Genomic DNA, 12,280 nt, shown 5'->3' on the forward strand with positions numbered 1-12,280 from the left:
ACCTAGCTCGCCTTGCGCTGCAATTGCTGCACTGTGGCGCCATAACCGCCATGCGAGACATAGTCGGCCTCGCTCTGGGTGCTGGCCCGGTCAAGCGCCTGATTGCGATAGGGGAACCGACCGAACTTGCGGATCACCTCGCGATGGGCGCGCGCATGCAACAGGTTCGATGCACCTGATTCGGGCATCCGCTGGCACATCAGCCGCACACAGCGTTCCTGATCGCACAGGTTTTCGGAATGCATCATCGGCAGATAGAAGAATTGCCGCGCCGGTTCGTCGATCTTCAGATCCCAGCCCTTGTCCACCGCGCATTTGGCGGCAATCAGCGCCGCCCGGTCGGTGGCAAAGGCCTGACCCGAGCCGCGGAACATGTTGCGGGGGAACTGATCGGTGAGGATGATATAGGCCAGAACCCCGCTGGGATAGGTGAGCCACAGCGAGAACCTGCCCTCTGCGGCTGCTTCCCATGTGGGCTGGAACTTGTCCCTGATCCGGGCGTCCAACGCCTCGTCCTGGGCATACCATCCGGCGGGACCCACTTCGTCCAGCCAGAACTTCAATACGTCTTCGGGGCCGACCATCGGTCTGTCTCCACTCTCCTTTTGTCCCCAGGTTACTGGGGATTAAACGCCTTTTTACAATTCTGTAACAGTAACGATTTGCAACAATGCGTCATGAAGCAAGGGGAAAAATCGCCTATTTCTGCTCTTCTGCCTCCTGATCGGCCTCGAATGCCACTTCTTGCGCCATCTCGATCGCCACCGGCGAGGCGGTTGGATACATGTAGGCCATGGAACTGGTCTCCTCGACCGGGGTCGAGGGGCGCTGAGTCGCGCGATACGCGGCATAGGCGGCGGTCGCGAACATCAGCGATGCGATGAAGAAGAAGAAGCCCGGCGGGCCGAACACCCCGTCCGACATCAGCCAACCGGTGGTGACCGGACCGGCAATCGCCCCCAGCCCGTTGATGAACACCAACCCGCCCGAGGCCGCCGGCATGTCGTCATAGTCGAGATAGTCGTTGGTATAGGCGATCAGCAGCGAATAGAGCGGGTTGGACAGCCCACCGATGATCAGCGCCGCCAGCAGCAGGAATTCGAACTGGCCACCCATCACCGCGCCCAGCATCGCACCGCCGCCGCCGACCAGCGCGACAAACAGGATCAGCACCCGCCGGTCCATCCGGTCCGACAGCCAGCCCAGCGGATACTGCACCACCAGCGCGCCCACATAGAAGGTGGCGACAAAGATCGACAGTTGCGACAGCGTCAGACCGACATTGGCGGCATAGACCGCGCTCATCCCGAACTGGGCCGAGAACACGCCGCCCAGCAGGAACATGCCGACACAGCCCAGCGGAGATGTCTGCATCAGTGCCTTCAGGCTCATCGGTTTGGTGCTGTCAAAGGCCGGCGTCGGCGAGATCGACAGCAGAATCGGACCAAACGAGATCGAAACCACGATCGAGGCGATGATGAACGCCTCGTAACCGCCCGGGTCGCCCACCTGGATCAGCCCCTGGGCCACGATGATACCGGTCATCTGCACGATCATGTAAAGCGACAACGCCTTGCCCCGGTTGGTGTTGTCGGCGGCGTTGTTCAGCCAGCTTTCAGCAGTGACATAAACGCCCGAAAAACAGAAGCCGATGATCACCCGCCCCAGCATCCAGACATAGGTATTTGCAAAAGCAGGATAGAGGATCATCACAGCCGAGATGAACGAGGCCAGCGCCGCGAACACCCGCACATGCCCGACCCGGCGGATCATCTCGGGCGCCATGCGCGAGCCGCCCAGGAAACCGACGAAATAGGCCGACATCACCAACGACATCTCGAAGGTGGAAAACCCCTCGATCTCGCCCCGCACACCCAAGAGGGTGCCTTGCAGACCGTTGCCCACCATCAACAGGCCAATGCCCAAAAGCAGCGCCCATGCGCTGGAAAGAACCTGAAGCATCGTGATTGCCTTTGTGCGGTTGCGGGCGCTCAGCCCAAAGTATCAAGGGTCGAACCTCTGCTTGTCCATGACAAACGGGTCCGGGTCTCATCCGTTATCGCCTAGCCCGGCAGCAAAAGCGACGCATCCCCATAAGAGAAGAACCGATAGCGATTTGCCACCGCATGGGCATAGATTTCGCGAATGCGATCCTGCCCCATCAGGGCCGAGACCAGCATCAGCAGCGTCGACTTGGGCAGGTGAAAATTGGTCATCAACCCGTCGGCAACGCGGAATTCGAAGCCGGGATAGATGAAAATATCGGTCTCACCCTCCCAGGGCGCGATCTGCCCGCCACGCGCGGCGCTTTCGATCAGGCGCAGCGCGGTGGTGCCAACCGGAATCACCCGGCCGCCTGCCGCCTTGGTGGCGGCGATCTCGGCCGCGGCCTCGGCACTGACCCGCCCCCATTCGGCATGCATCTTGTGGGTGGTCACGTCCTCGACCTTGACCGGCAGGAAGGTACCCGCACCCACATGCAGGGTAACATGGGTAAAGGTAACACCGTGTGCGGCCAGCGCCGCCAGCAGCGCCTCGTCGAAATGCAGCGAGGCGGTGGGCGCTGCCACCGCGCCGGAATGGCGGGCCCAGACGGTCTGGTAATCGGTCTTGTCCTGCTCGTCGGCGGCGCGTTTGGCGGCGATATAGGGCGGCAACGGCATCGCACCCGCCTGGGCCAGCGCGGCATCGAAATCAGGGCCGGTCAGGTTGAAACGCAGTTGCGTCTGCCCGTCCTTGATCACTTCGACATCCGCCGACAGCTCACTGGAAAAGCTGACGGTTTCTCCTTCGCGCAACTTGCGCAGAGGTTTTGCCAGGGCGCTCCAGCCGCCATCGGCGCGCGGCTCCAGCAAGGTGACCTCGATCCGGGCCGTGACCGGCCCTTGCGCGCTCTGGCGCTGGCGGGTGCCGCTCAGCCGTGCGGGGATCACCCGCGTGTCATTGAGCACCAGCCGGTCACCCGGACGCAGCCAGTCGGGCAGATCGCGCACCACCGCATCGGTGATCGCGTCGCCCCGCGCCACCAGCAGGCGCGCAGAGGATCGCGGCTGGGCGGGCCGCGTGGCAATCAGGTCGTCGGGCAGGTCGAAATCGAAATCGCTGAGCTTCATGGCCCGCGCCTATAGAGCGCGCCACGTGCTTTGACCACAGGCAATTCGCCGATCAAGCGGACGACCGCTCTAGCGATCCCCGCCGTGCGACGGCTCAGGTCGCGGCGCGGGCGCAGGTTGCGGCGCGGGGGCGGGCGTGGTCGCCGGTGCGGCTGGCGCGGGGGCGGCGTTTTCCTCGGGCACCGCCGGTAGGCTGGGCGCGGGCGCCCGGATCATGTCGCGCAGAAAGCCGGGCGTCAGCCCGGACAGGGGATTAACAAGCACCTGTGGACGTTGCATCGGCCCGGTCAGGGTATAGTTGAACCCGATCAGCCCCTCTCCCTTGCGGGTCAGCACGCTGCCGATGGAGTTGAGCAGATAGATAGGCGAGACCACGCCACGCAGGTCAAGCACCCGGTTTTCCGTATCCACGGTACCGTTGATCGACACCCCGATCGACGGGCCGACGGCGCTGCCTTCGAGAATCGTCAGCGTCCTGGGCGTCAGCCGCATCCTGCCGTCAATTTCGCCGAACAGGATGCCCTGTCCCGACATTTCGTCAAGCAGCCCCACCAGCGACACCGCGTTCAAGAGCGCCGCCATCGCAGGCGCGTCACGTACCCGCGTGTTGCGCACCCGCAATTGGGCGTCGTAATTGCCTTCGGCGCCGACCGGCTCAAGCGCCAGTTGAAAGCTTCCACCATGCGCCTGGTCGAGGATCCCGGCAGCGCGAAAAACCGCGCCGGCATCTTCGGCCTGAAGGAACACCGCACTGCGGGCACCGCGCCCGATCATCTGCCCCGTGATCGGCACCTGCCCGTTCAGCGCCCCGGTGAACCGACCGTTCAGCCCGCCGCCGGTAGAGAAACTGCCACGCATACCGGTCAGCGTCATGCTGTCGGAGACCTGCAACCGGTCGAGAACCAGGTTCACCGCCGGAGCCACGCCACCGCCGTCCCCGACCGAAGAACCGCTCCCGAACCGGGCGCGGCGCAGGTCCAGCGTGCCGCCCTGCACCGCGATATCGGGCGCCGCCCCGGCGCCACGCCCAATCAGTTCGACCGGCACCGCCAACCAGTCTCCAAGCTCGAACGAGGTAAAACGGGCGCGCTCGAAACTGCGGTCGGGCTTGAACTCGACACTGCCCCGCATGCGCAAACCGGCGGCATCTACCTCGATTGCCTCGACCTGCCCGCCCTGCCCAAGTGTCGCGACCAGCGCCATCCGGCCCGTGCTGCCGGGAGGTTTCGACCAGCCCAGCTCCGGCAGCGACAGGCGCACCCCCGCCAGATCCGATTGCGCTTCAAGCCGAAGCGGCTCGCCCCCGCCGATGCCAAGGCTGAACTGCGCCTCGCCAGCCCCAGTCACCATGCCATCGGGCAGGCCCAGACGTTGCTCGCGCACCAGATCTGGGGTCAAGGCGATACGTCCGGTCAAGTTGCTGCGCTGTCCCTGTCCCAGCGGCTGCTGCCAGCGCATCGACACCGGGACCGTACCGAAAAGACCCGCACCCTGCAGCGCGATCCTGGTCTGGTCCCCTGTCAGTTCCAGTCGGGGCGCCGAAACGGGCGTGCCGGGCACCAGCACCTCGCTCGCCACGCCTTCGAGCACACCGGCAAGGTGGAACTCCATATCGGCGATCGTGACCTTGTCCTTGAGCGGCAAGGCCAACGTCCCCGACAGGCGCGTGTGCCCCTGCGCCAGATCGACGGGCAGGTTGGCCTTGTCGAGGATGCTGAGCGGCGGCTCGTTCAACAGCGAAAGTGCGGCCGTGACCGGCCCGCTCGCCGAGATCCGGGCGATGCCCGGCGCCGATTTGCGAATGCCGATATCAGGAATGATGAACGAGGTGCCGGTGGCGTCGATCTCGCCCCCCTCGGCGGTCACCACCACGCCCGCATCGGCAGTCACCGCGAAACGGCCCCCCAGCAGGCTGGCCTGGCCCCGCGCCTGGGTCAACGGCGGCAGCGTCTTGGCATAGCGGATTTGCGCTTCGGCAAAGTCGAAATCGGCATAGAGGTCAGGCGGCGCCCCGGGCCGGAGCCTGAGCGCGAGGTCAAGATCGCTCAGCTGCGCCTCGACCAAGTTCTCGGTCACCCATTCGCGCGGTTTCGACGCGACGGTTTCCGGCCAATAGGACAGGACCTGCGCCGGGGTGATCGCGTCCAGCTGCGCGTCGAGGGCCAGTTGCCAGCCCTCGGGCGCGGCCCCCAGATCCCCGTCCAGCCGCAGCGTCCGGCCATCGTCGATCACATCCATCCGCCCGATCCGCAGGCGGAACGGGTTGAGGGTCATCTGGAAATCGACCTCGGCCCGGTCGACGGTCAGCGGTTCAGGATAGACCCCGGCGGGATTGACTCGCAGACCATGCAGGCCGAACTGTCCCACCAGCCGGTCGAGCCGCCCATGCTCGACCCCATCGAGATAAGCGACCCCCTCTGCCTGGGCCGCGCCCCAGGCGCTGTCCACCGCCACCTCGGCAAAGCTCAGCCGCTGCTCGGCCGGGTCATAGGTAAAATAGGTGCGTGCCGAGGCGAAGGGAATCGGCCTCGTGTTCGGGTTGGGTTGCAGCGCCCCGCGCCCGAACTGGAGCGTGGCCGAAATCGGGGTCAGCGTACCCGCCGCGTCGAACCCACCGCGAAGCGCGCCCGAGATCGGCGCGTCCAGCACCTGCAACCAGGCCAGCGCGGGCGCCTGGGCCGCGATATCGGCGGCGGCCAGATCCTCGATCGAAATACCGAAACTGGCCGAGGGTTCACCAAGCGTGCTGGTATAATTGGCCTCGAACCGGCTGGCATAGTCGCGCCCGCTGAGCAGCGAGAACTCGGTGGCGATGCGCAGGTCACCGCCACCTCGGGTAACCAGAACCTGGCCGCCATCCAGCGTCCAGCCGCGCCCCTGACGCAAATCTTCGTAGTCGAGCGACACTGCCGTCAGCTCAACCGAGCTGAGCGCGCCAAGCTGAGGATGCAGGAACACGGCATCGAAGGATTCCAGCAATTCTCCGAATGTCGGCGCCTGTCCCACCGAACCGCCACCCTGCCCGCCCAGCGACAGCGAGAACTGTCCCTGGGCATCGCGCCGCAGCGTGGCCGAGGCGCCATTCAGCACGATCCGCTTGGGCTGGACCTGACCGCGCAACAAGGGCCGCATCGCCAGACTGGCCTCGGCATCCGCAAGACGGGCGATCACCCGGCCACCCGCATCGGAAAGTTCGAGATCGCGCAGGCGCAGACGCGGGCGCCAGCCTTTGTTGATCACGAAGTAGACGCCGCCAAACCGGATGCTGACCCCGTCCAGCGCCTGGGTCAGCCGCGTCTCGACCCGCGATTGCAGCCAGGGTGGCGCCTGAAGGGTCTGGCCCAACAGCATCAACCCGGAAAAGACCGCCAGAAACACCAGCAGCACGGTGCCGCGCATCGCCCACAGCAACGTCACCCGACGCCGGCTGCGGCGTGGTTTTCCGGGTTTGTCCCCGCCCGAGGTCTTGTCGATGTCTTCCAACTTCTCCGCCGCGACCTATTATGCGCGTAACCTAGTCATGAAACCCAGCCGGAGTGCCCAGATGCCCGACGTCACAGATATTGCCCCCGAATTCACGCTTCCCCGCGATGGCGGCGGCGAGATCAGCCTGTCCGACCTGCGCGGTCGCGCGGTTGTTCTGTTCTTCTATCCCCGCGATGATACTCCGGGCTGCACCAAGGAATCCATCGGCTTTTCCGATAATTTGCAGGCCTTTGCCGATGCCGGCGCCCAGGTCCTGGGGATCTCGCGCGATACTGTTGCCAAACATGACAAATTCGTCGCCAAGCACGGGCTGACCACGCCGCTGCTTTCCGATGCCGAAAGCGATGTTTGCGAACGCTATGGCGTGTGGGTGGAAAAGAACATGTATGGCAAGAAATCCATGGGGATCGAACGGTCGACCTTTCTGATCGACGCCGAGGGCCGGATCGCGCGCATCTGGCGCAAGGTCAAGGTCGCGGGTCATGTGGACGAGGTGCTGGACGCGGTGCGCGCCCTGTGAGCCTGACCCTGACCGAAATGGCCGTCGAGGTGCTGACCACCGCCGACGGCCGCGCCAAGACCGCCCTGTCGCGCCGCCACGCCGCCGCCTGGTTTGCCGCCCGCAAGGGTGAGGCCGAACCGATCGCGGTGGGCACTGCGCACCCGCCGCTGCATCCCGCCCGGCCCGAGCGGCCCGAACTGCTCAGCCCCCGCGACGTGCCCCGCAGGCGTCCGGGGTCCGAGGCCGGGCGCATCGCACTGTTGCATGCGGTCGCGCATATCGAGCTGAACGCGGTCGACCTTCATTGGGACATCATCGCGCGGTTCGGCCATGTGTCGATGCCGGTTGGCTTCTACGACGACTGGGTGAAATGTGCCGACGAGGAATCCAGCCATTTCAACATGGTCTGCGATGTTCTTGAGAATATCGGCAGTTTTTATGGCGCCCTTCCGGCCCATGCCGGCATGTGGCGCGCCGCTGAGGATACGGCAGAGGACCTGATGGGCCGGCTGGCGGTGGTGCCCATGGTGCTCGAAGCGCGCGGGCTGGATGTGACACCGGGGATGATCGACATTTTCCGCAAGGCCGGGCTGGTACAGGCGGTCGCCGCGCTCGAGGTGATCTATGCCGAGGAAGTGGGTCACGTCGCCTATGGCTCGAAATGGTTCCATTTCCTGTGCGGGCGCGAGAATACCGATCCCAAGGACGCGTTCCACGCGCTTGTCCGGCGCTATTTCCACGGGGCGCTGAAGCCCCCCTTCAACGAGGAAAAACGCGCCGAGGCGGGGCTCCCGCCCGATTTCTACTGGCCGCTGGCCGAGGAAACACCCCAGCGCGATCGCGGCATCTAGCCAGAATACCCCATGCAAACGCATGGTTTCGGCGGTTTTTCGCCGAAACCGGACCGCGATGGGCACGCTTCCCCTTCATCTGGTAAAGAAACTTGCCCGATCGGCACCACGCCGGTATTCACACGGGCCAAGGCCCCGGTACCACTCACATCCCGGGGACTTGCGAGGGGACAACACAGGGATGGGCGCGTGCGAACACGTCTGGCAATCAAAATCCACGCGTTTCTGGAAAGCAGGTTTCCCGAACGCCGTGTCTTTCTGAAATCCGACAGCGATACCCGGTTCATCCGGCTCAAGTCCGAGACTCAGCTGATCGCCTTTGGGGGTGCGACATTGCTGGTTGCCTGGACCATCGTCGCCACCGCCATCCTGTTGATGGACAGCATCGGTGCCAGCAATTTCCGCGAACAGGCCAAGCGCGATCAGGCCACCTATCAGGAACGTCTGAACGCGCTTTCGCAAGAGCGCGACGCCCGCGCCGACGAGGCGGTCGCGGCACAGCAACGGTTCAACGCCGCCCTTACCCAGATTTCAGCGATGCAAACGGAACTGCTCGCCTCGGAAAACCGCCGGCGCGAGCTGGAAACCGGGGTCGAAGTGATCCAGACAACCCTGCGCGCCACGATGCGCCAGCGCGAAGTGGCACGCGCCGAGCTGGAACGGCTGCTGGACGAGAAAGGCGATACCGCCGCTGTCGAGCAGGTCGCCGCCGAAGTGCCCGCCCAGATGGATTTCATGGCCGCAGCACTGGAACGCACTGCCGAACAGCGCGACCAGATCCGCGCCGATGCGCAATCGGCGCTGGCAGCCCGCGCCGAGCTGGAGCTGGAAATCAAGCTGATGGAAGAGCGCAATGACCAGATCTTCCGCCAACTCGAAGAGGCAATGACCATTTCGCTGGAACCGCTGGACAAGATGTTCCGCAGCGCCGGCATGCCCACCGACCGCATCATCGAGGAGGTTCGGCGCGGCTATAGCGGCCAGGGCGGGCCGCTGACCCCTTTATCCTTCAGCACGCGCGGTGAAGAACCCTCGGCCGACGAGCTGCGCGCGAACCAGTTGCTGCAACAGATGGATCAGCTGAACCTCTACCGGATCGCCGCCGAACAGGCGCCCTTTGCCTCGCCGGTGCGTGCCGCGGTGCGTTTTACCAGCGGCTACGGCTATCGCCGCGATCCCAAGACCGGCGGCAAGCGCATGCATAACGGGTCGGATTTCGCCGGCAAGCATGGAACCGACATCCATGCCACCGCCGATGGTGTCGTTACCCACGCGGGCTGGCAGTCGGGGTTTGGCAAGCTGATCAAGATCCGCCACGCCTTTGGGATCGAGACCTATTACGCCCATAACTCGCAACTCCGTGTAAAGGTCGGCCAAAGGGTCTCGCGCGGGGATCATATTGCTGATATGGGTAGCACCGGTCGGTCCACCGGGACGCATCTGCACTATGAGGTGCATGTCAACGGCAGACCCGTTAACCCCATGACTTACATCAAGGCTTCACGCAATGTTTTCTAAGAGCAAAATCAACGAGCCCGCCCCCAAGGCCCCCGAGGCGGCCAAACCCGCCGCGCCCGCGGCTCCTGCCGCGCCCGCTCCGAGCGATTACAAGGCAGCTGCGCCCAAGCCCAAGCCGCCGGCGTCGATCCTGTCCTCGGATCTGCATATCACCGGCAATATCAAGACCACCGGTGACATCCAGGTCGAAGGCTCGGTCGAGGGCGATATCCGCGCGCATCTGCTCACCATCGGCGAGACCGCCACCATCAAGGGCGAAGTGACCGCCGATGACGTGGTGATCAATGGCCGGATCGTGGGCCGGGTGCGGGGCCTCAAGGTGCGCCTGACCTCGACCGCGCGGGTCGAGGGCGATATCATCCACAAGACCATCGCGATCGAGAGCGGTGCCCATTTCGAAGGCTCGGTGCAGCGTCAGGACGACCCGCTGAACCCGGGCCGCGCCGCCAAGCCCGCCGCCAACCCGGCCGCGGCCGCACCCGCGCCCAAGCCTGAAAGCGCCTGAGGCCTCTCTCTTTCAGAGCAAACAAAGCGCCGCGGGCCTCCCGCGGCGCTTTTGATTTGGCGCAATGTCCGACCCGGGCGGCGCCAGATTTTTCGTCGAAAAATCTCGGCCCGCCCGGCCGCGCCGGATCGCGTCAATCCGCCCCCAGCATCCATTCGCCCCGTGGCCAGAACGCGTGAAACGCAAAGGCGAACATCACGTCATGGGGCAGATCGCGCCCCTGCATGTCGCGGACCCGGATCGACCCCACATCGCGCCCCTTGCCGATCTGCGCCGTATCAAGGGCCGAGGCCTGGCCGGCGCGCCATTCGAACCGCAAACCAGCCTCCTCCAGCACCCCGGCTTTGGCCAGCCGTGTCAGCGGCCAGGCCCGTTCACCCACCCGAACCACCCGCGCCAGTGCCGGGACGCCATGCGGTGGTGCCTCACCATCATAGAGAAAGGGGCGCAGGGCGCTGTCATAGCTCACATAGGGGTTGCGGCCATAGGCGCGGCGAAACGCCGGCTCGGCCATCACCAGCCCGTCCGGATAACGGGCGCGGAACTGGTCCCAGCTTTCCATCCAGCTGGGTAGCGGCGTCAGTTCGGTCCCCGTCAGCCTGCCCACGATCGCCAGCCCCTGCGCCTGCTGCCACCAGCTCTGTGTCTGGCGGTCATACATCACCATGTCCGAGTTGCGCAGCTTGCCGGTCACCCCGAACTCCAGCTCTCCCGCCGGGCTGCGCCGGTCGAAGGTCAGGCCCGAATTGCACAGCGGGCAGAAGGTCACCGCCACCGGCACCGTGCCGATGCGGTCATTGACGATCTCATGCCACATCAGATAGCGCAGCGGATAGGCCCGCGCGACCTCTCCGGGGAGCGCAACGGTGATCACCGGCTCGCGCCCTTCCAGGCCCTTCGCTGCAGCGGAGCTCAGAAAGGCGGGATCGCTCAGCGCCGGGATACCGTCCTTGGGCGGCCCGCCCGACAGGATCTCGCCCCAATGCGCAACGCTTGTCTTGCCAAAATCGGTATCTGGCCATTCATGGCGCCAGACCTCAGGACCGGCCAGAGCTGGCAAAGCCAGCCAGATCGCAAGAAAGAGGGGAAGAAGGCGCATGCCGGGGCCTCTCGGGTTCGCAAATCGACCCAAGGATCGCCGTAAAAACGGGATCGCGCCACCCCACACACGCAAACGTGAAACCGCCGGCGCCCCGACACCGGGCGCCGGCGGCATTGGATCAGTCGGTCACGGTGACCGACTTCATCTGATCGGGCTGGCCGATCACCGAGCCGTTGGGACCGGTGCCGCGCTTGATCGCGTCGACAACATCCATACCGCCGGTCACCTTGCCCACCACGGTATATTGACCATCGAGGAACGGGCCCGGGGCGAACATGATGAAGAACTGGCTGTTGGCGCTGTTGGGGTCCTGCGCGCGCGCCATGCCCACCACACCACGTTCATAGGTGATATCCGAGAACTCGGCCGGCAGGTCAGGCCGGTCGGACCCGCCCCGCCCAGCAAGGCGCATGTCGCCTCCCATGCGGCCATATTGCACATCGCCAGTCTGGGCCATGAACCCGTCGATCACCCGGTGAAACACCACCCCGTCATAGGCGCCCGAAGCCGCCAGCGCGGTGATCTGTTCCACATGTTGGGGGGCCACATCCTCGAGCAGGTCGATGGTGACGGTGCCATTGGCCTCGCCCGCCACCTCGATCTTGAGGCCGGTCGCGCTCGCCGGAACGGCGAACAGCGCCAGAAGGGCCGCAAGCTTATACATCTGCGGCCACCTTGACGCTGATCATGCGATCGGGATTCGCGGGCGGCTCGCCGCGGGTGATGGCATCCACATGTTCCATGCCGGAAATCACCCGGCCATAAACGGTATACTGGCCGTTCAGGAAATGGTTGTCCTTGAAGTTGATGAAGAACTGGCTGTTGGCCGAGTTCGGATTGGCCGAGCGCGCGGCGCCCAGGGTGCCCCGGTCATGCGGCAGTTTCGAGAATTCGGCCGGCAGGTCAGGCAGCGAGGAACCACCGGTGCCCGCGCGACGGATGTTGAACCCGTCTTCCATGTCGCCATTGGCCACATCGCCGGTCTGCGCCATGAAGCCGTCGATCACACGGTGAAAGCAGACATTGTCATACTCGCCGGCGCGCGCCAACTCCTTCATCCGCTCGGAATGTTTGGGCGCCACGTCGGGCAGAAGTTCGATGACGACATTGCCGTCCTTCAGCTCGACGATGATCGTGTTTTCGGGATCCTTGATTTCGGCCATCGGGCCCTCCTGTCACTATGTTTGCCGGGAACCTAACCAT

Annotated in this window: 11 protein-coding genes; 4 read left to right on the plus strand and 7 right to left on the minus strand. The window is 64.8% G+C overall.

Annotated features, from left to right (window positions below; genetic code table 11):
- Positions 1–2 precede the first annotated feature (2 nt).
- From AC2FNA_RS10110 to AC2FNA_RS10125, 4 genes are all read right to left on the minus strand, one after another.
- Complete coding sequence (locus tag AC2FNA_RS10110) at positions 3–584, minus strand: DUF924 family protein (protein ID WP_496826154.1); 582 nt, start codon at positions 582–584, stop codon at positions 3–5.
- Positions 585–699: 115 nt separating this feature from the next.
- On the minus strand, positions 700–1,962 hold the full coding sequence (locus AC2FNA_RS10115) for an MFS transporter (protein WP_496826156.1): 1,263 nt from the start codon (positions 1,960–1,962) through the stop codon (positions 700–702).
- 101 nt (positions 1,963–2,063) lie between these two features.
- The gene (gene queA / locus AC2FNA_RS10120) at positions 2,064–3,113 is read right to left on the minus strand and encodes a tRNA preQ1(34) S-adenosylmethionine ribosyltransferase-isomerase QueA (protein WP_496826158.1); all 1,050 of its coding nucleotides are present in this window, start codon (positions 3,111–3,113) and stop codon (positions 2,064–2,066) included.
- A gap of 69 nt (positions 3,114–3,182) precedes the next feature.
- The gene (locus AC2FNA_RS10125; protein ID WP_496826160.1) at positions 3,183–6,596 is read right to left on the minus strand and encodes a YhdP family protein; all 3,414 of its coding nucleotides are present in this window, start codon (positions 6,594–6,596) and stop codon (positions 3,183–3,185) included.
- Between the two features lie 61 nt (positions 6,597–6,657).
- On the opposite strand from AC2FNA_RS10125, the gene bcp reads away from it, so the two are divergent.
- The 4 genes from bcp (at position 6,658) to AC2FNA_RS10145 (ending at position 9,975) form a co-directional block, all read left to right on the plus strand.
- Positions 6,658–7,119, plus strand: a complete 462-nt coding sequence (gene bcp, locus AC2FNA_RS10130; protein WP_496826162.1) for a thioredoxin-dependent thiol peroxidase — start codon at positions 6,658–6,660, stop codon at positions 7,117–7,119.
- Positions 7,120–7,136: 17 nt separating this feature from the next.
- Positions 7,137–7,952, plus strand: coding sequence for a ferritin-like domain-containing protein (locus AC2FNA_RS10135; protein ID WP_496826384.1), 816 nt, complete (start codon positions 7,137–7,139; stop codon positions 7,950–7,952).
- A 189-nt stretch (positions 7,953–8,141) separates the two neighbouring features.
- Positions 8,142–9,470, plus strand: a complete 1,329-nt coding sequence (locus AC2FNA_RS10140) for a DUF5930 domain-containing protein (protein WP_234143951.1) — start codon at positions 8,142–8,144, stop codon at positions 9,468–9,470.
- Positions 9,460–9,975 carry a bactofilin family protein gene (locus AC2FNA_RS10145; protein ID WP_234143949.1) on the plus strand — a complete coding sequence of 172 codons (516 nt, stop codon included), beginning with the start codon at positions 9,460–9,462 and terminating at the stop codon, positions 9,973–9,975. Before AC2FNA_RS10140 ends, AC2FNA_RS10145 begins: the two co-directional genes overlap by 11 nt.
- 133 nt (positions 9,976–10,108) lie before the next feature.
- Here the strand turns inward: AC2FNA_RS10145 and AC2FNA_RS10150 are convergent, their stop codons facing one another.
- The 3 genes from AC2FNA_RS10150 to AC2FNA_RS10160 all read right to left on the minus strand — a co-directional run bounded on the left by AC2FNA_RS10150 (position 10,109) and on the right by AC2FNA_RS10160 (position 12,240).
- Positions 10,109–11,074, minus strand: coding sequence for a DUF3179 domain-containing protein (locus tag AC2FNA_RS10150; protein WP_496826165.1), 966 nt, complete (start codon positions 11,072–11,074; stop codon positions 10,109–10,111).
- A 121-nt stretch (positions 11,075–11,195) separates the two neighbouring features.
- Positions 11,196–11,741, minus strand: coding sequence for a peptidylprolyl isomerase (locus tag AC2FNA_RS10155; RefSeq protein ID WP_496826167.1), 546 nt, complete (start codon positions 11,739–11,741; stop codon positions 11,196–11,198).
- The gene (locus AC2FNA_RS10160) at positions 11,734–12,240 is read right to left on the minus strand and encodes a peptidylprolyl isomerase (RefSeq protein WP_234136959.1); all 507 of its coding nucleotides are present in this window, start codon (positions 12,238–12,240) and stop codon (positions 11,734–11,736) included. The genes AC2FNA_RS10155 and AC2FNA_RS10160 overlap by 8 nt, the downstream gene beginning before the upstream one ends.
- Between the last annotated feature and the right edge of the window lie 40 nt (positions 12,241–12,280).

It is taken from the genome of Ruegeria sp. YKSD163 (assembly GCF_059612905.1).